Here is a 21906-nt window from a genome sequence, read left to right on the forward strand (position 1 = left end):
TTTTGAATTGAAGTAAATCCATACGATTGACCCAAACCCTCACAAAAATATCACTATTTTTAGGATTAACGATATTCCTATTTTCCTGTAACGCTGTAAAACGTGTTGATGATGATAAATTCTTACTAACCGAAAATACAGTTGTTGTAGACAGTGTTAAAATTAAAGATACAAAAGTGTACAGCCAGCTGTCACAACGTCCAAACTCAAAGGTATTGGGGATTCCCATTGGAATTTACATCTACAATTTGGCAAACCCCAGTCCGGATTCCACCTTCCAGCGTTGGTTACATAAAAATCCAAAAAGACAAGAACGCCTGGTACGCTTTCTTTCCCAAAAACAAGTCGATGAACTTGGCAACAGCTATATAGGTTTTAATAAATGGTTGCAGAAATCGGGGGATGCTCCTGTAGTGATCGATGAAGATAAAATCAATAAATCAATAAATCGTTTAAAAAGATATTATTCAAGTTTTGGATATTTTAACACCCAGGCAGATTATACGATCAATAAAAATGAAAAGAAAGAAAAAAGAGCTTCTATAACCTATAATGTGAAGCGTTATCAGCCATATTTTATAGATTCCATTTCTGAAAAAATAAGCTCCCCGGTGGTAGATTCTTTATATCAGGAAACAAAAAGGAATTCATTTATAAAGAAAGGCAAACAATATGCAGCCAATGATTTTGTAAACGAACGCGACAGACTAACCATTCAATTTAGAAATTCCGGCCTGTATTATTTTGATCAAGATTATGTTGGTTTTGAAGGGGATACTGTACAAACAGGACATAAGGCCAATATGACCCTAATTATTCCTGACCGTAAGATTACCAATGGAGACAGCACACGTACCGAACCCTTCAAAATACATAAAATCAATGAGGTTCGCATTGTAACAGATTATAGCTACACTAACAGAAATAAAAAATTGAAAGATTCTGCTTCCTATAATGGTTATAAGCTATATAGTTATGATGACCTAAAGTTCAGACCCAAAGCAATTACCGATGCAATTTCCATTGCTCCGGATAAGATCTTTAAAGATATAGACAGAACTCTCACCTATAACCAAATAAGTAATCTCCGTATCTTTAAATACCCTAACATATCCTATCAGGAAGATCCCAAAGATACTACCGGTACAGGACTTATTGCCACTGTGTTGTTAACCCCTCAAAAGAAATATACCTTACAAGCAGATTTTGATGTAATTCCCTTTCCTTCCCCTATTCAACAATTTGGAATGGGTTTTAGTGCTACATTACTTACCAGAAATGTATTCAGGGGAGCAGAAACTTTAGAAATTTCCGGCCGTGGAAATGTGGGGTCATCTAAAGATGCCGCAGACAGTGACAGTCAGTTTTTTAATATTTCAGAAGTTGGAGGTGATGTAAAGCTAACACTGCCACGTATTTTGTTTCCAATTAATACAAATAAAATAATTCCCAAATATATGTCGCCTTTTACCAGTATGAGCTTGGGTGCCAATGCGCAAAATAATATTGGACTGGACAGGCAAAATTTCAATGCAGTTTTTAATTATAATTGGAAACCTTCAAAAATTAGAAGTAACCAAATTGATTTAATGAACATTCAATATGTACGCAATTTGAATATTGATAATTATTTCAATGTATATCAAAGCTCTTACAATCGACTCAATGAAATTGCACAGGAAGTAGGGTATGATTTTAATAATCCCTCTACAGACCCGATGCTGGAAATCCCAACAGAGACCAATGAGTTTATCAGTTATGTTTTAACCGAAGGTGACCCGAATGTTTCCGATGATAATTTTCAGGAAGTATTGAGTATTGCCGAAAGACGGTTTCGCCTTACTGAAAACAATCTGATTTTTGCATCCAACTTCACCTGGGTAAGGGATAGCAGGGAGAATATCTTTGACAATAGTTTTTCAAGAACACGTTGGAAAGTAGAGGTTGCAGGGAATTTACTTTCGGGAATTGCAAATATTGCCGGTTTCGATAAAAATGAAGATGGTAATTATAAAACTCTTGGAGTTGTATTTTCACAATATGCAAAAGCAGAAGCAGAATATATCAGGCATTGGGAACTTAATGATAATAACATTTTTGCCATAAGAGCCTTTGGTGGGATCGCTATTCCGTACGGCAATAGTAATAGCATTCCTTTTACCCGTAGTTATTTTGCGGGAGGCACTAATGATAATCGTGGATGGCGGGCATACGACCTGGGGCCCGGTAGTAGTGGAAGTATATTAGATTTCAATGAAGCTAATTTTAAAATTGCCTTAAACGGTGAGTACAGGTATACTATTTTAGGGGATTTTAAAGGTGCTTTCTTTGTAGATGCCGGTAACATTTGGAATGTCTTTGACGAAATTGAAGCTCCGGAATTTAAATTTGAAGGTATTCAAGACCTTAAAGAAATAGCAGTTGCTTCAGGTTTGGGGATCCGTTATGATTTTGGATTCTTTGTTTTTCGTTTTGATGTTGGCTTTAAAACCCATGACCCTGCAAGGCCAATAGGAGAACGTTGGTTTAAAGACTATAATTTTGCAAATGCAGTTTATAACATAGGGATCAACTATCCCTTCTAAACCATTAAATTTTGTTATTTTTGCTTTCCTAATCGATCGATCTATGAGTCATTCTATTCAACCCGGTGTTGCAACGGGAAGAGAAGTTCAAAAAATACACAAATTCGCTAAAGAAAAAGGATTTGCATTGCCAGCTGTTAATGTGGTTGGTTCCAATAGTATTAATACGGTAATGGAAACTGCCACAACTTTAAATTCCCCGGTAATTATTCAATTTTCTAATGGAGGTGCCCACTTTAATGCAGGGAAAGGACTTTCCAATGAAAATCAAAGAGCTGCCATTGCCGGTGGTGTTGCCGGAGCAAAACACATTCACGAATTGGCCAAATTATATGGTGCTACCGTTATTCTTCATACAGACCATTGTGCAAAAAAATTATTGCCCTGGGTGGATGGTTTACTGGATGCGGGCGAAGTACATTTCAAAGAAACCGGAGTTCCCTTATATAGCTCCCACATGTTAGACCTTTCTGAAGAACCCATTGAAGAAAACATTGAAATCTCAAAACGCTATTTAGAGCGAATGAGTAAAATGGGAATGACATTAGAAATAGAATTAGGTATTACGGGAGGTGAAGAAGACGGGGTGGATAATACAGATGTAGATTCTTCAAAATTATATACACAACCTGAAGAAGTTTCCTATGCTTATGAGGAATTGATGAAAGTCAGTGATCAGTTTACAGTAGCTGCTGCCTTTGGAAATGTGCACGGTGTTTACAAACCCGGAAATGTGAAGCTAACTCCTGTCATCCTTAAAAACTCTCAGGATTATGTTCAGAATAAATTCAATACGGGACATAACCCAATTGATTTTGTTTTTCACGGCGGAAGTGGTTCCACGCTGGAAGAAATTCGAGAGGCCATTGGCTATGGTGTGATAAAAATGAATATTGATACCGACTTGCAATTTGCCTTCAATGAAGGAATTAGAGATTATATGGTCAACAATATTGATTACCTTAGAACCCAAATAGGAAATCCGGAAGGAGCTGATGCTCCCAACAAAAAACATTACGACCCCCGTAAATGGTTACGCGAGGGTGAGCTTACATTCAAGAAACGATTAGAACAAGCTTTTCAAGACTTGAACAACGTAAACACATTATAAACGAAACCCAACAATATGTCTTGGTTTAAAAGAACAAAAAAAGGGATTCAAACTCCCACCGAAGAGAAGAAAGATGTCCCTAAAGGACTTTGGTATAAATCCCCTACCGGGAAAATTGTAGATTCTGATGAGTTGGAAGCCAATTTTTATGTTAGTCCGGAAGACGGTTATCACGTTCGAATAGGCAGTAAAGAATATTTCGAAATATTATTTGATAACAACGAATTTAAAGAACTGGACAAGGGTCTGGCTTCTAAAGACCCTTTAAAATTCGAGGATAGTAAAAAATATACAGACCGCTTAAAAGATGCACAGGAAAAGACCGGATTAAAGGATGCTGTACGCACTGCCGTTGGCAAATCCATGGGAGAAAATATTGTAATTGCTTCTATGGACTTCAGTTTTATAGGTGGTTCTATGGGAAGTGTTGTAGGTGAAAAGATTGCACGTGCAGCCGACTATTCCCTAAAAAAGAAAATTCCATTTTTAATGATCTCAAAAAGTGGAGGTGCCCGTATGATGGAAGCTGCACTTTCCTTAATGCAACTGGCAAAAACAAGTGCTAAACTTGCACAACTTTCAGATGCAGGAATTCCTTATATTTCTCTATGTACAGACCCGACCACCGGGGGTACCACAGCTTCTTTCGCCATGCTGGGAGATATAAACATAGGCGAACCGGGAGCATTAATTGGTTTTGCAGGTCCAAGAGTTGTACGTGATACAACCGGTAAAGAATTACCTGAAGGCTTTCAGACTTCAGAATTTTTACTGGAACATGGATTTCTAGATTTCATCTCTCACCGTAAAAACCTGAAACGAAAAATCAATCTCTATCTGGACCTCATATTAAACAGGCCGCTTAGAGAAAAAACCGCATAAAAAAAGCCGCTTCTCAAAGCGGCTTTTTTATATAATATTGTACTATAGTCCCAGAAGAATAGTATATTCTTGTCCGTTAAAAGTAAGTATTGCTTTATTATCACAGGTTCCATCACCAAAATCCAAAGTTCCGGTAAGTGCTTGTTGAGAAATGGTTAAAGTACCACTCACCAAATAGATACAAGATAATTTCCTAATGAGTGGCCGTGTGACTTCACCACTTCGGGTAAATCCATTTGAGAATGTAGTGTTCCAGTTTCCGGTAATACTATAGACATTATCTGTCCATGTACCACTTCCAACACCTTCTATCCATTCAGCAACACGTAAACCAACCCGGGTAGCCGTAATATTAGTATTTGAAAAACTAACCGTGATCGTCTCATTTACGGTAGAGGACGGATTACCATTATCATTCTCAATATCACGTACGATCTCACCTCCTCCTGTTACTCCATGTCCATTATAGGTATATTCTTCAAAAGTGTAATTGATGGTTCGGGTGCCGTTTACAATACCGCCATATTCCAGATTGATCTTTCCGGAAACCACGCTTCCGTTATTCAATGTGCAGGATGTTCCAAAGTCCAATACAATAGTACCACCATCACCATTGGGCGTGATCGTAATAATTGTACAGGAAGGAAAGAGTGAAATAATACCACTTTTGGTTTCTTCAGCCTCGTCATAACCGTTCTCCATAATATTAAATGTATTCTCCACAATAATGTCGGCTTGTGCCGCACGGGCCGAATCTTCTGCCGAATAATTAACATCTATTGTACCGCTATCGTCATTTGAACTACAACTTGTTATAAAAATGCTTGCGATACAACAAGAAAACAGGGCGATTTTCTTTATTAGAGTTTCCATAAGTATGATTTATAATTTATGTTATTACGATCTTAAAAACGGAAAAAGACCTGATTTCGTATACACTTTGTAAGAAAAGGAGTCGGTATTACCTTGATATTAAATAGATTTTTGTACTTTTGCCGCTTGATTACCAAAGAGGTAATTTGTACATAAAAATCATTTAAATAATATTGGCATGTATTTAGCACCAGAAGAAAAAGAAAAGATCTTCGCAAAACACGGAAAGTCTAAGACCGACACCGGTTCTGCAGAAGGACAGATCGCATTATTCACGTACCGCATTGATCATTTAACAAAACATCTTAAAGCAAATCACAAAGACTATAACACAGAGCGTTCTTTAGTGAAGTTAGTAGGAAAGCGCAGATCATTGCTGGATTATCTTATGAAGAAAGACATTATGAGGTATCGTGCAATCGTTAAAGAATTAGGATTACGTAAGTAATAAAAATGGGACGCTTTGGTGTCCCATTTTACTTTTTATATATTTTTTTCAGAATTTTAATTCTGAAACACATAGAAAAGCTACCCTTAGGTTTTTCATTGGTCAACAACCACACACAACAACACAACCCTCGATCGATTGACGATCGCTGACCAAATGTAAACGCTCATATGATATGGGCAAAAATGAAAAACAAAATGATACCAAAAGTATTTAAAGAGGTCATAGACCTTGGCGACGGTAGAGAGATCTCTATTGAAACCGGAAAATTAGCAAAACAGGCACATGGTTCTGTTGTTGTGCAATCTGGAAAGTGCATGTTACTATGTACTGTAGTTTCCAATTACGAACAAAAAGATCTGGACTTCCTTCCATTGACGGTAGATTACCGTGAAAAATTCGCAGCTTCAGGACGTTATCCGGGAGGTTTCTTTAAAAGAGAAGCAAGACCCAGTGATGGTGAAGTGTTAACTATGCGTTTAGTGGACCGTGTATTACGTCCACTATTCCCAAAAGATTATCATTCGGAAACACAGGTGATGATCCAATTAATGTCTCATGACGATGATGTAATGCCGGATGCAATGGCAGGATTGGCAGCTTCAGCAGCTATTCAATTATCCGACTTCCCTTTTGAGTGTGCTATTTCCGAAGCAAGAGTAGGACGTGTAGACGGCAAGTTCGTTATCAACCCTACCAGAGCTCAACTAGCAGAATCTGATATCGATATGATGATCGGTGCTTCAATCGACTCTGTAATGATGGTGGAAGGCGAAATGAAAGAGATCAGCGAAGAAGAAATGGTAGAAGCCATTCAATTTGCTCACGATCACATTAAAAAACAATGTGAAGCGCAAATAAAATTAGCCGAAGCTTTCGGAAAGAAAGAAGTTCGGGAATATGAGCCGGAAAGAGAAGATGAAGAATTGGCTAAAAAGATCCACGATATGGCATACGATAAAGTATATGCTATCGCAAAAGCAGGGTCTGCTAAACATGAAAGAAGTGCTGCCTTTTCAGAAATAAAAGAAGAAATTAAAGCTACTTTTTCTGAAGAAGAATTAGAAGATCTTGGCGACTTGATTTCTAAATATTACCGAAAAGCCGAAAAAGCGGCCATTCGTGATCTAACCTTAAATGAAGGTTTGCGTTTGGACGGAAGAAAGACCGATGAGATCCGCCCTATCTGGTGTGAAATAGATTATTTACCATCTACACACGGTTCTTCTATCTTTACAAGAGGAGAAACACAGGCATTGGCAACTGTTACTTTGGGAACTTCAAGAGAAGCTAACCAAATAGATATGCCATCGTTTGAAGGTGAAGAAACTTTTTACCTGCATTATAACTTCCCTCCTTTCTCTACAGGTGAAGCAAGACCCATAAGAGGAACTTCACGTAGAGAGATTGGTCACGGAAACCTGGCACAACGTGCCTTAAAAGGGATGATCCCGGAAGATTGCCCATATACGGTACGTGTTGTTTCTGAAGTGTTAGAATCTAATGGTTCTTCTTCTATGGCAACTGTATGCAGTGGTACCATGGCACTAATGGATGCTGGGGTACAATTGGTAAAGCCAGTTTCAGGAATTGCCATGGGATTGATCTCTGATGGAGAAACTGGAAAATATGCTGTATTAAGTGATATTTTAGGAGATGAAGACCACTTAGGAGATATGGACTTTAAAGTAACCGGAACAGCAGACGGAATTACTGCCTGCCAGATGGACATTAAAGTAAAAGGACTTTCGTATGAGATCCTGGTAAATGCATTAAAACAAGCTGCTGCCGGCAGAATACATATTCTTGAAAAATTGACCGATACGATCGCTCAACCTAATGCAGATGTGAAGCCACATGCTCCAAAAATGGTTACTGCTACCATTGCGAACGAATATATTGGTGCTTTGATCGGGCCGGGTGGAAAAGTGATCCAGGAACTACAAAAAGAAACGGGTACTACCATCGTGATCAATGAAGACCCTGTAACCGAAGAGGGAATCGTTGAGATCCTTGGTACAAATCAGGATGGCATCGATGCTGTATTGGCAAAGATCGACTCTATTACCTTTAAGCCGGTAGTAGGAAGTGTGTACGAAGTGAAAGTGATCAAAATGTTGGATTTTGGCGCTGTAGTTGAATATATGGATGCTCCCGGTAATGAAGTATTGTTACACGTTTCTGAACTGGCATGGGAACGCACCGAAAATGTGAGCGATGTCGTGAACATGGGCGATGTTTTTGATGTCAAGTACTTTGGAACCGACCCTAGAACCCGTAAGGAAAAAGTATCGCGTAAAGCACTATTGCCAAAACCGGAAGGTTATAAGGAAAGACCACCTCGTAATGACAACAGAGGAAGAGATAATCGCGGTAGAGATAATAGAAATCGTGATAGAGATAAAAAAAGAGACTAATGCATTCCCACGAAAGCGAGAATCTCTTACCCTAAGTATAAAAACGCCTCCTTAATTGGGAGGCGTTTTTTGTTTATGGGATAGTGCTTTAAAATAATTTATCTTTACAGGATAACAGTAATAAATGTTGCAATATAACAAGTTAGCAGTAACCTAAAACACTAATAGTGAATGGCAAGAGTAAAAATTGATGGTAATTTAATTTTAAGTTACGAATACGAAAATTACCGTGAAATCTATTGGACAACTCTTTCAAAATATATTATAGAAAAATATGGTAAGAATGAATTTACTAAACACACTGAAGTCGAGAAAATTCTATTAGATTGTTTCCAGTATCTCGTAGATGAATTCAAATTCCTAATCTTTGAAGAAATGAGTATTTCTTTTTTCAATTATGTTTTCTACTTAAATGAAGAATCTCAAGAGTTTTTAGTTAAAACAAGAGGTGGTTTACCATTTGGAGAGATTAATGAAGTTGACTTTTCACGTTATAGACGAATTCTAAAACTGATCTTGGAACAAGGTTGTGATATAGACTTAAAAAGTGGAAAATTCCCAACAGGTCAAGATGTTTTTAGAATGGATGAAAAAATTCAAAAACTATTTTATCTTGGAACTTGGATATATACATTTGCCGATTACATTTCTTACCAAAAAATGATTGGAAATGCACAAAAAATAAACTTTAACCAAGATGAACATATTGGAGTTTATTGGAAAAAACACTTTGAAGAATCTTATAATAACCTTTTTCTAAAATTAGAAGGAGACTATGCAAATGGTGCTTTTGAGGAAAATGCAGTTGAAGAACTAAAAACTGCCATCAACAAATGTTTTGATATTGATTATGACTTTGCAGGCGACCTAATTTTTGAAATAAAAAAGCACTTTAGCGACTCAATATTTCAAACAATTGAACCTTATGTCTTGCCAATTAATTTAATGAATTATTATAAAATAGATAAGTTAACAGCAGAGTGTTTTTATAATGGCTTATCTCTTTCAAGACAAAATAAAATGTCAATTGAAGATGTTATTCTAAAACCATTTCGACAGAAAGGTATATGTACAGACCTATTCTGATATATACAATCGAAAGTGTTGAACGTGCTTTGATAGGAAAAGGAAAATTTGCTGAGAGTATATATGTTTTAGCGACCAATGCAATTAGTTGGAATACAATACCAAAAGAGTGGAGAGATAACAAGTGTATGGTAAGATATATGAGTCGAAAAGGAAACGAGCACGATTCTATATTAGAAGATAAAATTGAAGATATTCTAAAACATCATAAACTTCGCTTTTGTAGAAACATAAAGTCTTTTAAAAGACCCGGAACCGATAACATAAGAATCGATAATGAATTAGCTGGAGAAATCGATTTTATCGTTATAAATGAGCATAGAAAAAAAATAATTGTTGCTGATTCAAAATACAATAAGTCAAAATACGAAGCTGTTGGCTATAGAACAGACAACACTAATTTTATCAATAAATATGAGCCACAATTATTAAAAAAAATCAATTGGATATCTAACAACAAAGTTATTCTACAAGAACATTTGAAAATAATTTATAAAATCAAAGATTTGGACATTTCAAACTTTGAGGTTGAAGGACTATTTTTTATTAATACACCAACATTCTATATGTTTAATGGAAAATACAAAGCGATAACATTAAACCAACTAAAAAATTATTTTTCAGAAACATACGAACCTTTTTCTTTCAATTATAAAGATGAAGAAGGGAATGAATCTATTATTCAGCACCCATATTTTAAATAAAAAAGTATAAATATAAAAAAGCTCTCAAAAATTAATATGAAAGAATTATACGCAGAAGAATTAATGGTTTTATCTAGCATCCAATTATTTGCTGCAAATCCTAATCATATAAAACCAGAAGTTTTCGGAACAGGCTGTATAATTCAACATCGGGGGAAATTTTATTTAGTTTCAGTTTTTCATAATATTAAGTATCAAAATTTAAGTATATATCTTGAAACAAACTTGCCACCAGACAATGAAACGATGTTGATAGTTCCAATTGGTGAATTTATGTTTTTTGATTTATTAAAAATTACAGAAAACACTGACGCAGAAGAACTTTTAGAAATGATTGAAAAAGGAGGAGAAAGACTGGATATAACATTTTCAAAAATTGAAAACCTACCGCAACTTTTGCAACCTGAAATTGATTTTGGTTTTATGAAAGTAGAAAGAGGTAGTAAAGTGTACTTAAAATCGGAAAGTATAATTGAACCTGACAAAGATTTTACCTATGGCTTTTATGGAAAAATAAAACATAAATACGATGGAAAATATTTAAAAATGCAACCCACCTTAAAAAACAATCTGAAATACCACAAATCAAATAAATACTTTCATAAATTTCTAGCACCTAAAGTTATTAAATCAAAAGAAGATTATGAAGGATGTAGTGGTGCGCCAATTATTGATACAAAAGGTAGACTAATTGCTTTAGCTTGTAAGGTACATACAAATACTAAACTCATTTATGGTTTTAAAATTAAAGAATGTTTGAAACTTTTAGACATAGCAATTGATACAAATCAAATATAGAAAAGGCAACTGCTAAAAACGTATATAAAAATTGCTCAAGATTTGGCTATCTTTGGCTTCTCCCCTACTTTTAATACCAAACGATTACGACTGAAAGATTTATGCTATCAATAAAAGCACTTTTCATATACAAAATCGTTTTAGCCAATACTATATTAAACCTAATAGATTATCTTTAGAAGCATATGTCAAGATTAATAGTAAATATCAATCCCGAAATTTTAAAATGGGCTCGTTTAGAATCTGGCTATTCAGTCAAGGAAATATCTCAAAAAATCAGTTCAGATGAATATGAACGTTGGGAAGTAGATGGTAAAAATATTCCTTTTGGAAAACTAAAGCGAATAGCTAACTATTATAAAAGGCAAGTTGCTGTTTTCTTTTTAGAGAATGTTCCTGAAAAGTCAAAAAAACCTAGAGATTTTAGAAATTTATCACCTAACAATAGTCAACTCTCTAAGAAAACTTTACTCGCTCTAAGAAGAATGAATAGATTTCAAAAGTTTGCTCTTGAAATTGAAGGTGAAACATATTGGAAAAGTAAATACTCATGGCACAATGAACTCACGAGTTTAAATCTTGAACAAGATGATTTAGCAAATTGGCTTCGTTCTAAACTTGAGGTTTCGATTGATGAACAAATACAATGGAAATCTGCTAATGAGACTTATAGAAATTGGAGGAACACTATAGAAGAGAAACTTGGAATATTGGTTTTTCAATTTTCCATGCCTATGAATGAAATTCAAGGTTTTTGTACAACAGACAAAATTCCTTACTCAATTGTAACTAATAGTAACCACTCATACTATGGCAGAGTTTTTACTCTCTTTCATGAATTAGGCCATATTCTTCGTCATACATCAGGTATGTGTCTTATGGATTTTACAAATACTCAAACTAAAATACAAGAGGAGTTTGAGTGCAATAGCTTTGCTGCAGAATTTCTAATACCAGCAAATACTATTATTGAAACAAGAAACCTTTCAGAAATAAAAAAATATTCAAATATGTTAGGTGTTTCTCGAGAAGTTTATTTGCGTAGAATGAAAGACCTAAAACAGATTAATGACTTATCCTTTTTCTCTCTACTAGAAGACATAAAATCAACTTATAAGGAAAAGAAAAAGAAAAAAAAAGTTATTATAAAACCAGAGGTAAAAAGTCGAGCCGAAAGAGGGAACACATTTTATAATTTAGTCTTTGATGCACTGGATAATAAGAAAATTAACTACAGTGACGCTTCAGGGGCTTTAGGGTTAAGAATCAATAGATTAGCACATGAGTTCGAATAGAAATACTATTTACTGTATTGATTCTAGTGCTTTTATCACAATGCAAAATCACTATTCAAGAAGGCTTATGCCGGATTTATGGAAACATCTTGAAGATTTATTTAATGATGGTATATTAATTTCGCACAAGGTTGTTTTTGATGAAATCGTTCCTAAGCAAGGCAAAAAAGATTCTTTAGCAAAATGGATTACCCCATTTAAATCATCATTCCAAGAAATTACTCAGGAACAATTAGATTTACTTCCAGATATATTATTGAATTTTCCGAAACTAGTTGATGAAGATTCTGAAAAAGATCAAGCAGATATTTACTTAATTGCAATGTTAGTTTCAAAATTGAATGATTTAGGATTATTTGGAAAAGAATCGAATTATGTGATTGTCAGTGCAGAGAGTGAACGCTCATCTATTAAAATACCCGCAGCTTGTCGACATTATGATATTAGACATATGAATTTAAATCAATTTTTCGATTCCATAGGTTTGCAATTTTCTGTTTCAAAGTCGTAACTCAATTATACTGGTCATAACAAAGACATATATAATTCAACGCAGCCCAATTATCGAAGAACAATTTTTACTATCTTTCAAAGTATTAACTTAATCCGTATTTTTGAGCAAGGGCCAGGACAAAGAATGGGATTAGCCTTTTTATAAACAAAACGTATGAATGCAGAATTATTAAAGACCTACAAGCAATTGGAAGGAATGAATCAAACAGAAGAGGTACTTCAAATTAAGAACCAAATAAAAGAGTCCTTATATCAACAATTGCGATATCACTTTTTAGAACTTTCCGGTATTGGGCGAGTAATTGGTTACGAAGAACTCCAAAATGAATTGGCAAAAGCCATTGAGTTACTTGAAATTGAAAAACAAAGGGGAAAATAATGTACTCTAACAATGCTAATAATTCAGCACTGCTGAATTGATCATCCAAAAACAAATACTATTTAAAAGTCTGTGTAGCTGTGGAAAATTTTATCAAATTTTCACTCTGAAATCATAGCCGGGACCATTGTGCGTAATTTAAAATCCATTTATGATGAAATATTTTTTCTTAATTTCAATACTCTTTTTTACAACTTTATCTTTTGGTCAAGGAACAGTAGAAGCCGAAATTGATACAATTTTTAATTATCAGTTTGAGTCCTTAAAGAATAAACATCACAAAAAAGTTCTAATTGATGAAGCACATAATACAATATATTCCATTCCATCAGGAAAAATTACATCCAGAGAAATGTTTAGGATTATTGATAGTGATGGATTTAATGTTCAGTTTACAAAAAAGAGATTAGACTCAACTCATTTGAGTTCAACGAACCCTGATTTGTTGATTATTCATGGCATGCCTAATGATAAAATTAAGCTAGAAAATAATGAGAGTAAAGAATATTTATATAAATCTCCGCTAAAGAACGAAGAAGTAGAAGCAATTGGTAAGTACGTTTTTAATGGTGGTAGTCTTTTACTTTTTTTAAGTCATTTTCCAGGAGGTAGTGGCGCTTTACCACTTTTAGAAGCATTTAACGTTAAATTTAGAGACGGTTATGCATACCAAAACCAATACCATACAAGTGAAGGAGGGGATTGTGGACATTTTTTAATGAACGAAACTAACAAAATGCTTAATAAAATGCATCCAGTTTTTACGAGCAGTTTAGATAAAAATACGCTCCCTGAAAATATTAGGTTTTATTGTGGTGCAGCAGTATTTAGAAATCCTGAAGATGCCATTTTACGTTTTCCTGATAATACTATTAATTTTACGCCAACCAATAATGGTATTGATGTTGAAGAAAACTCTAATTCATATGCAGGAATGATTGGCTTTCAATATGGTTCAGGAAGAGTAATAATATCTACGGATCAAGGAATTTTCAGGAGTTTAGATTTAATTATAAAAGGAAAGAAAATACCTGTTACCATACATGACCCAAAAGCAAATAATGCATCCTTACTTTTAAATAGCATAAGGTGGCTTTCCAAATTACAGTAAAAACTACGCACAACAACGTATATAGTTCACCTGCCCGACTGCGTCATTCAGGCGGGTTGCTCCAATTTACTATCTTAGTACTAACGCAACAAAACCATATACGAAGACGTAGGCAGTAATTTGAGCAAACCATAATAGAAAATGAATAAACCGATTAATATACTACTCTTTATTCTGACTTTAGTTTTTTACGGTTGCGGAACAGGTCCTTGGTATATTCAAAAGAATTTATATAACACATACAAAGAACCTATTTATCAAAATTCTGATTTAAAATTTAGAACTGATGGCTTTTATGCACAATTATCTGATTCAAAAAAAATTGATTATTCTAAAAATGTTCTTGTTTTTAATAATAAAGGCTATAGTGTTTCATTGAGCCATAATGAATTGCAAAATTTGATTAAAACTCAAAAATCAATTGATGCGGAGCTTGATTGGTGGAGGATTAAAAATGACTCAATAATTATCGAAAATTACGGTGAGACAAAAAGGTTGATGAAAACAATGGTTTGGTGGTATAAAGGAAAAATTCTTAATGATTCAATTATCGAAATTGCTTATCAAGATGACAATTATGAATATGGAACTTACAAATATAAGTTTGTTGAATCTGACAAAATACCTGAATTGAAAAACGAAGCTCGCTATTTCACAAAAGAATGGTATATATCCAATTTGAATGAATCGCGAAAATAAAAACTACAGCCAACAACGTGTATAATTCATTGCGACTGGTTTTCTCTATCTTAGTGCTTACAGCAACAAACCATAAACAAACACATTGGACACCCAATTTGTTGGTAGTAGAATTTCTTATTGTTAGAATATATAAAAAGCACTTCCAAATTTTGGGGGTGTTTTTTTTATCTCATGCAACAAGGTTTAAAAGAGTTGTTTATCCGGTCAAGTGCAAATTATTTTATAATTAAGTAGTCTTTTTCCTACATTTTTGTTAAATTTGAGTCTCCCCAAGTTTAACTAAAACTAACTTAAATTTATTTACCATGAAAAAACTATTTTTTGCATTCGCATTATTATGCGGAGTACTATTGTATGCCCAGGACGGTTCTCAAAAGGCAACCTCTTATGGTTCTGCGGCATATATGAGGGAAATTCCGGCATTATCCTCTATGGACAACATTATCTCTGCTGCCGGTTTTCAACATGTTGCTCCTCCCAAAAGAAGGGGAAGTAACACTTTTGTTCCGGGAAAGGGTCTTCCGGCCGGTCCGGATCCTTTATTGGAACAACAACGAAACGTACAAACAATTCCGGGGAGAGCACCCATAACAGATTTTATTGCACATCAAGGGACTGTCTTAAACGACCCTACCGGAGCCATAGGCCCAAATCATTATGTGTACGCCTTTAATACCGGTTTTGGAATTTTGGACAGAAGCGGGAATGTATTGGTTCCGGAAGCTTCATTGGGAACATTGTTCCCGGGAGAAACATTAGGAGACCCTGTAGTGGTGTATGACCGCTTTGCAGACCGGTTTATCATTATGGAATTTAGTAATTCTCCCAATGGTTTTTTAATTGCCGTTTGCCAGGGCCCGGATCCGGTTAACGACGGATGGTATACCTATCGTTTTAATACCGGTAGTTTTCCGGATTACGAAAAACTATCTGTCTGGGGTGACGGATACTATATTACTGCCAACAAAGATCAAGGTTCTACTACCACAAGTGATGTGGTTTATGCAGTGGAAAGAGATGAAATGCTGGTAGGAAATGTCAATGCACAACTTATTGGCTTTCCATTACCGGGCTCATCTAATAATGGATTTTACAGTCCGGGTGGATTCAATGCCCTTGGAACTTCCCTCCCACCTGTTGGTGTTCCACATCCTATTGTATATATGCAGGACGATTCATGGAGTGGTGTTTCTCAGGATCATTTAAAGATCTGGAATATAAGTGTGGACTGGAATACTCCTTCCAACTCATCAATTTCATCCCCACAACAGATCAACACTTCGTCTTTTGACAGTGTTTTTGACAATGGTTCATTTCAAAATCTGGATGAACCCGGAAACGGCCCGGATATTGACGCTCTTCAGGCTACCATGATGTATATGACCAACTACAGGCGTTTTGGAACGTATAATTCTGCAGTTATGAACTTCGCTGTAGATGTTAGCGGTAATGATACCAGAGCCGGAATTAGATGGTACGAGTTAAGACAAAGTGCAGACGGACAGCCATGGACCATTTATCAGGAAGGAACCTATAGCCAACCTAACTACAGTACTTTCTGTGGAAGTATCAGCATGGATTATCAGGGAAATATTGGTCTGGCCTACACTATTGTAAGCAGCTCGATCTATACTTCCCTTAGATATACAGGTAGATTGGCAGGTGATGCATTGGGCACTATGACCGTTGCAGAACAAACCATTGTAAACGGAAATGCACAAAATAACCGTAGTGACGGTCGATATGGAGATTATGCTCAATTGACCGTTGACCCGGTAGACGACCTAACATTCTGGCATATTGGAGAATATATGAGTGGAAGTAGTTCTGTGGTTAGAAAAAGTCATGTGGCTGCTTTTCAAATTGGAACCGGAACACCAGATAACGACCCACCATCTGACCCTACAGGTTTAGCTGCATCCAATACTACAGCTACCAGTACAGACCTGTCGTGGAATGCCTCTACAGATAATGTAGGCGTAACCGGATATGATGTATACCAAAACGGAAGCGTAGTAGGTACAGCCGCTACTAATAGTTATACCGCATCTGGTCTGTCACCTTCAACAGCATACGCATTCTATGTTATTGCAAAAGATGCAGCTGGAAACCAGTCCGGACAAAGTAATACTGTAAATGTAACCACCACTGCCGTTACAGCATGTACGGGAGGTATTACTTCTTATCCGTATAGTGAAAGTTTTGAATCTTCTATTGGTGCGTGGTCACAAGATACAGGAGATGATATAGACTGGACACGTGATAGCGGAGGAACGCCTTCCAATAATACAGGGCCATCAAGCGGAGCAGACGGCTCATGGTATATGTATGTGGAAGCAAGTTCGCCAAACTATCCAAACATTCAAGCTATTCTAAATTCGCTATGTTTTGATCTTAGCGGTGCTTCACAAGCGACCTTTTCGTTTCAGTACCATATGTATGGTGCAACAGACATGGGAACCTTCAGTCTGGAAGCTTCCAATGATGATGGAAATAGCTGGGCTTCCATTTGGAGCCAGACTGGAAATCAGGGGAACCAATGGAATATCGCAGATGTTGACCTTGCCGCCTATGTAGGCAATAGTGTTCAATTGCGTTTTAACAGAACTACCGGAAGCACCTGGCAGGCAGATATTGCAGTAGATGCTATTTCTGTATCAACTTCAGGAAGTGATACCGAAGCACCTAGTGCTCCGTCAAACTTAACAGCTTCCAATACTACAACATCTTCTACAGACCTGTCCTGGACAGCTTCTACAGATAATGTTGGAGTAACAGGCTATGATGTATATCAAAATGGTTCTTTGATTGGTAATACCGGAAGTACTTCTTACAACGTTACAGGATTAAGCCCTGCAACCAGTTACAATTTCTATGTTGTTGCTAACGATGCTGCCGGAAACCAATCTGCACAGAGTAATACTGCAAATGTAACTACCAATAGTACTTCAGGTTGTAGCGGAGGAATTTCTTCTTTCCCTTATTCTGAAAGTTTTGAAAGCTCAATTGGAGCCTGGACACAAGATACAGGGGATGATATCAACTGGACCCGTGACAGCGGAGGAACCCCTTCCAGTAATACTGGGCCATCAAGCGGAGCAGACGGTTCCTGGTATATGTATGTGGAAGCCAGTTCACCTAACTATCCTAATATACAGGCCATTTTAAATTCCCCTTGTTTTGACCTGAGTGGAGAAACACAAGCTAACTTCTCGTTCCAGTACCATATGTATGGTGCGGCAGATATGGGAACTTTTGTTTTGGAAGCTTCTGATGATAATGGTAGCACCTGGACTTCAATCTGGAGCCAGACCGGAAATCAAGGAAACCAATGGAACTCTGCAAATGTAGACCTTGCCACTTATGTAGGTGGAAGTGTTCAACTGCGTTTTAACAGAGCCACAGGAAGTACCTGGCAGGCAGATATTGCAGTGGATGATATTTCAGTATCTACAGGGAATACAAATAACTGTGCTGCGGCAGACCTTACGTTAACCATTACATTGGATGACTATCCGGAAGAAACCGGATGGACTTTACAAACTTCCGGAGGAACTACTGTAGCTAGTAACAGTTACTCAACAGCAAACCCTGATGGTTCAACTGTAGTTGAAGACATTAATGGATTAGCTTCAGGAGATTACGTATTTACTATCACAGATACCTATGGTGATGGAATTTGTTGTTCCTATGGAAACGGTTCTTACACGCTTGAAAGTTCCGAAGGAGTTATTGTAACAGGTGGTAGTTTTGCTTCATCAGAAGTTACTAATTTCTGTGTGGATGCTACAAAAGCACATAATCCTTTACAAACCTATACCTTGTTGGATGACAACAGTGATGAATTCAGAATTTATCCAAACCCTGCAAGAACCATGGTTACCATAAACACTTTAGGGCAAAACATTGATGATATTAAGATATTCTCAATGTATGGAGTGCTTGTGAGACATATTAAAGATGTTAAAGGAACGAGTCTTGATGTATCTCAACTTTCGTCTGCAACTTATTTTGTGAGGATCACTTCAGGAAATAGGATCGTGACACGTAAGTTTATTAAGGAATAATTTTTAATGAATAGAAAATACAAACACCTCCTGAATTCAGGAGGTGTTTGTATTTGTAGAATCATTTAGAACTTATAAGATATAAACAGCCTATGGAATACTGCTGTAAAATGGATTATCTTTACTGAACAACAATAAATGTTGTGACATTATAAGCTGTCTACTATGCTCATAAATACTATTTAGTTATGAAATCTTTTCTGTCAGCTTATATTGAATTTTCAGATAGTGAATATGATTTATTCATCGCTAAAGCAAAATTGGTAGAATTTAAGAAGAATGAGTGTCTTCTTTCTTCAGGTAAATCAGTAGAAAAATTATTTTTTATTAAAAATGGTCTACTCCGTGGTTATCGCTTAATTGATGGTGTTGAAGTAACACATCACTTTTTTACGGAAAAATGGTTCGCCACAGACTATGAGAGTTATTTAACCGGTAGATCAGGAGAGTTATATTTAGAAGTGCTAACAAATGTTTTGGTATACGAATTTAATAAAAGTGACCTGCTGTCATTCTTTCAAGAATATCCAAAGTTTGAAAAAATCAGGGCAATCAAAGCAGAAGCTGCTTATCTTCAACTGGTAGAAAGACTCAAAAATTTCCAAAACAAAGATTTAAAAACACGCTACGAAAATCTTATAGATAAAAATCCAAAATTATTTAATCTGGTCCCACAAAAATACATAGCATCCTACCTTGGAGTAGCACCTCAAAGTTTGAGTAGAATAAAAAGTATCAAATAAAATATGATTTATTAACAAATGTGAATGCAAATAGAATTATCTATTGTTAATATTGCTTATGATATATAATATTTAATGCTAAAAAAATATATTCCCTTTGTAATCTTAATCTTTATTCTTGGCTGCAAAAAAAAGTCACTTACAAAGTTAACTGATAGCCGTGTGTCTCTAACTGACACCTTTCCAATAAAAAATAAAACTTCCCGAATATGGAAGCAAGGATGGGTTTCTGTTCCTGAAAATAGAAGCTCATCCTCTCCAGATTCAATTGAATTACCTTATATATTATCTAAAACCACTGATTCTACAAGCAGCAATAATGTTCCTATACTGATTATGTCCGGTGGCCCCGGAAATTCATCTTTAAATATGGTAAATGGCGTTGTTAATACTCATTGGGGGGAAAATAATGATATTATAGTCTATGAACAAAGAGGAACCATTTATTCAAAACCATCTTTAGTATGTCCTGAAATAGACTCTTTACGAATAATTGGTTTGAATAAAGGGCTTTGGGGTAAATCATTAGATAGTCTAAAAATGTTAGGAACACAATTGTGTTATGAAAAGTTCACATCCAGGAACATTGATTTTAATGGTTATAATACCTTAGAAAGTGTTGAAGATATTGAAGAACTAAGAAAAACGCTACAATTAGATAAGATGATTCTGTATGGGATGTCTTATAGTTGTAATCTTATGAAGGCCTATGCCCAAAAATACCCTGAAAATACGAAAGCCTTGATTTTGGATTCACCTCTTCCCCATCAAAGCAATTATGATGAAGAAGCCTATCAAAATATCGACAGGACTTTGATGAAAATAGTAAAAACACTATTCAAATGCTACAGATCTATATTTTAAATGGGAAGATTATATTGCTACGATAAAAGATTCTGTTTTTGAAGTTTCCATTAATTCTAAAAAGTATAAGTATACAAAAAATGAACTTATAGATATGGTGCTTTTAAAGATGAGTTCACATGAGTCCATTCCGGAAACTACAACAACAATTTCAAGTTTAATAAATAGTGATCATAGTGGTATATCTGATGTCATCAAATACTATTTAGAACCTTCCGGACAAGCGATGGGAATGCGTTATTCTGTGTGGATTAGCGAAGAATTATCAGAAGAAAAAGAAGAAATAATTTTGTTACAAGGAAAAATTTACCCTTGGTTAGACGGTTATAATGCTAACGATGTTTCGTTTAAAACGGCCCAGGTTTGGAAGGTAAATTCAATTTATGAAAACAGAAAGTGGCCAGAGTCAAATTACAATGGTCCGGTATTAATTTTATCTGGTCAATTTGATCCCTGGACTCCAGAATGGTATGGAACCAAAATGCTTCAATACTTACCAAATGCCAAACATCAAATTTACCCCGAAAACTCACATTTGCCCGGTTTTACAAGAAAAGGAATTGATGATATTTTTGAATTCATTAACACCATCCAAAATGAGTAGGTTCTATGTACTAATGACCATTTTACTACTCGCTGGTTGCCAGTCAAAAAAAGAAATAGATCCTATTGAAGAAAAGCCTGAAATCCGCTGGGTGAAAGATAATGTCCTAACTTCAAATGAGCTTCCAAAAATCAAAATTGAGGTAGATGAAGAATTTAGCTTTATTGGTAAATTTGATTTTGAAATAATTGCAAATTCAGAAGAATATTCAGAAGACATACTAGGCAAAGTAATAGCTTCAGGTGAAAGGTATATATTTGCATCTACAGATAAAAAAGGTTCTTTAATTAAACTCTTCATTGTACAATTTGAGGGGTTCTTACCTGAAAATGATTTAATCTATAATTATAATTTTGACAATGCAGACTTCATAGGAGCGAATAAGTATCGACATAATACCTGGTACTATGATACCAAAGAATCCATAAAAGAAAACCCAAAGGGAGAATGGGCAAAAACCATATCATTTTTGGCTGATAAAGGTTTTCATATAGAAGATCATGTAATGATGTCGAGGTTTGTTGGATTGGCCAGTGAGGACAGAAAAAATGAAATCATTATTTTTTATCATGAAATGCTTAAAAATTCAACCGTATATTCATTAGATGAGTGGCTGAGTCTTCAACACACTCAAAAAATAATAGCAATGGATAGTGTATTTATTCAGCGTTCACGGAAAAGTTTTAATATTATTGAAGACTAAAACTAGCATTCAACAATTCGT

Annotated in this window: 19 protein-coding genes; 18 read left to right on the plus strand and 1 reads right to left on the minus strand. The window is 35.5% G+C overall.

The genetic code is table 11. The annotated features are described in order from the left end of the window. Nucleotides 1-26: 26 nt before the first annotated feature. The 3 genes from tamL to accD are packed head-to-tail and all read left to right on the plus strand — an operon-like array spanning nucleotide 27 to nucleotide 4578. Nucleotides 27-2585 carry a translocation and assembly module lipoprotein TamL gene (gene tamL / locus ACY2RT_RS04695; protein WP_490154722.1) on the plus strand — a complete coding sequence of 853 codons (2559 nt, stop codon included), beginning with the start codon at nucleotides 27-29 and terminating at the stop codon, nucleotides 2583-2585. 43 nt (nucleotides 2586-2628) lie between these two features. Continuing rightward, nucleotides 2629-3696 carry a class II fructose-bisphosphate aldolase gene (fbaA, locus tag ACY2RT_RS04700; RefSeq protein ID WP_490154723.1) on the plus strand — a complete coding sequence of 356 codons (1068 nt, stop codon included), beginning with the start codon at nucleotides 2629-2631 and terminating at the stop codon, nucleotides 3694-3696. A gap of 15 nt (nucleotides 3697-3711) precedes the next feature. Continuing rightward, a complete protein-coding gene (gene accD, locus ACY2RT_RS04705) occupies nucleotides 3712-4578 on the plus strand; it encodes an acetyl-CoA carboxylase, carboxyltransferase subunit beta (protein WP_490154724.1) in 867 nt (288 codons plus the stop codon). A 42-nt stretch (nucleotides 4579-4620) separates the two neighbouring features. Here the strand turns inward: accD and ACY2RT_RS04710 are convergent, their stop codons facing one another. Beyond that, a complete protein-coding gene (locus tag ACY2RT_RS04710; RefSeq protein ID WP_490154725.1) occupies nucleotides 4621-5451 on the minus strand; it encodes a hypothetical protein in 831 nt (276 codons plus the stop codon). A gap of 178 nt (nucleotides 5452-5629) precedes the next feature. On the opposite strand from ACY2RT_RS04710, the gene rpsO reads away from it, so the two are divergent. The 15 genes from rpsO (at nucleotide 5630) to ACY2RT_RS04785 (ending at nucleotide 21885) form a co-directional block, all read left to right on the plus strand. After that, nucleotides 5630-5899 (plus strand): 30S ribosomal protein S15, encoded by a 270-nt coding sequence (gene rpsO / locus ACY2RT_RS04715; protein ID WP_490154726.1) that lies wholly within the window; start codon nucleotides 5630-5632, stop codon nucleotides 5897-5899. A gap of 197 nt (nucleotides 5900-6096) precedes the next feature. Further along, nucleotides 6097-8316, plus strand: a complete 2220-nt coding sequence (locus ACY2RT_RS04720) for a polyribonucleotide nucleotidyltransferase (RefSeq protein WP_490154727.1) — start codon at nucleotides 6097-6099, stop codon at nucleotides 8314-8316. A 171-nt stretch (nucleotides 8317-8487) separates the two neighbouring features. Continuing rightward, nucleotides 8488-9402, plus strand: a complete 915-nt coding sequence (locus tag ACY2RT_RS04725) for a hypothetical protein (RefSeq protein ID WP_490154728.1) — start codon at nucleotides 8488-8490, stop codon at nucleotides 9400-9402. Then, complete coding sequence (locus ACY2RT_RS04730) at nucleotides 9384-10106, plus strand: hypothetical protein (RefSeq protein ID WP_490154729.1); 723 nt, start codon at nucleotides 9384-9386, stop codon at nucleotides 10104-10106. The genes ACY2RT_RS04725 and ACY2RT_RS04730 overlap by 19 nt, the downstream gene beginning before the upstream one ends. A gap of 36 nt (nucleotides 10107-10142) precedes the next feature. Further along, nucleotides 10143-10904 carry a hypothetical protein gene (locus ACY2RT_RS04735; RefSeq protein ID WP_490154730.1) on the plus strand — a complete coding sequence of 254 codons (762 nt, stop codon included), beginning with the start codon at nucleotides 10143-10145 and terminating at the stop codon, nucleotides 10902-10904. 185 nt (nucleotides 10905-11089) lie between these two features. Further along, complete coding sequence (locus ACY2RT_RS04740; RefSeq protein WP_490154731.1) at nucleotides 11090-12199, plus strand: ImmA/IrrE family metallo-endopeptidase; 1110 nt, start codon at nucleotides 11090-11092, stop codon at nucleotides 12197-12199. Beyond that, the gene (locus ACY2RT_RS04745) at nucleotides 12186-12710 is read left to right on the plus strand and encodes a DUF4411 family protein (RefSeq protein ID WP_490154732.1); all 525 of its coding nucleotides are present in this window, start codon (nucleotides 12186-12188) and stop codon (nucleotides 12708-12710) included. Before ACY2RT_RS04740 ends, ACY2RT_RS04745 begins: the two co-directional genes overlap by 14 nt. Nucleotides 12711-12866: 156 nt before the next feature. After that, nucleotides 12867-13091, plus strand: coding sequence for a hypothetical protein (locus tag ACY2RT_RS04750; protein WP_490154733.1), 225 nt, complete (start codon nucleotides 12867-12869; stop codon nucleotides 13089-13091). A gap of 151 nt (nucleotides 13092-13242) precedes the next feature. Then, complete coding sequence (locus ACY2RT_RS04755; protein WP_490154734.1) at nucleotides 13243-14202, plus strand: hypothetical protein; 960 nt, start codon at nucleotides 13243-13245, stop codon at nucleotides 14200-14202. A 141-nt stretch (nucleotides 14203-14343) separates the two neighbouring features. Next, entirely contained in the window at nucleotides 14344-14901 is a 558-nt protein-coding gene (locus tag ACY2RT_RS04760; protein ID WP_490154735.1) for a hypothetical protein, read from the plus strand. 308 nt (nucleotides 14902-15209) lie between these two features. Beyond that, nucleotides 15210-18971, plus strand: a complete 3762-nt coding sequence (locus tag ACY2RT_RS04765) for a fibronectin type III domain-containing protein (RefSeq protein WP_490154736.1) — start codon at nucleotides 15210-15212, stop codon at nucleotides 18969-18971. 188 nt (nucleotides 18972-19159) lie between these two features. Then, on the plus strand, nucleotides 19160-19714 hold the full coding sequence (locus ACY2RT_RS04770; protein ID WP_490154737.1) for a Crp/Fnr family transcriptional regulator: 555 nt from the start codon (nucleotides 19160-19162) through the stop codon (nucleotides 19712-19714). 162 nt (nucleotides 19715-19876) lie between these two features. Beyond that, nucleotides 19877-20578 (plus strand): alpha/beta fold hydrolase, encoded by a 702-nt coding sequence (locus ACY2RT_RS04775; RefSeq protein ID WP_490154738.1) that lies wholly within the window; start codon nucleotides 19877-19879, stop codon nucleotides 20576-20578. A 94-nt stretch (nucleotides 20579-20672) separates the two neighbouring features. Next, nucleotides 20673-21182 (plus strand): alpha/beta hydrolase, encoded by a 510-nt coding sequence (locus ACY2RT_RS04780; protein WP_490154739.1) that lies wholly within the window; start codon nucleotides 20673-20675, stop codon nucleotides 21180-21182. Continuing rightward, entirely contained in the window at nucleotides 21175-21885 is a 711-nt protein-coding gene (locus ACY2RT_RS04785; RefSeq protein WP_490154740.1) for a hypothetical protein, read from the plus strand. Before ACY2RT_RS04780 ends, ACY2RT_RS04785 begins: the two co-directional genes overlap by 8 nt. Nucleotides 21886-21906: the final 21 nt, after the last annotated feature.

Source organism: Ulvibacter sp. 2210JD10-4, assembly GCF_058148525.1.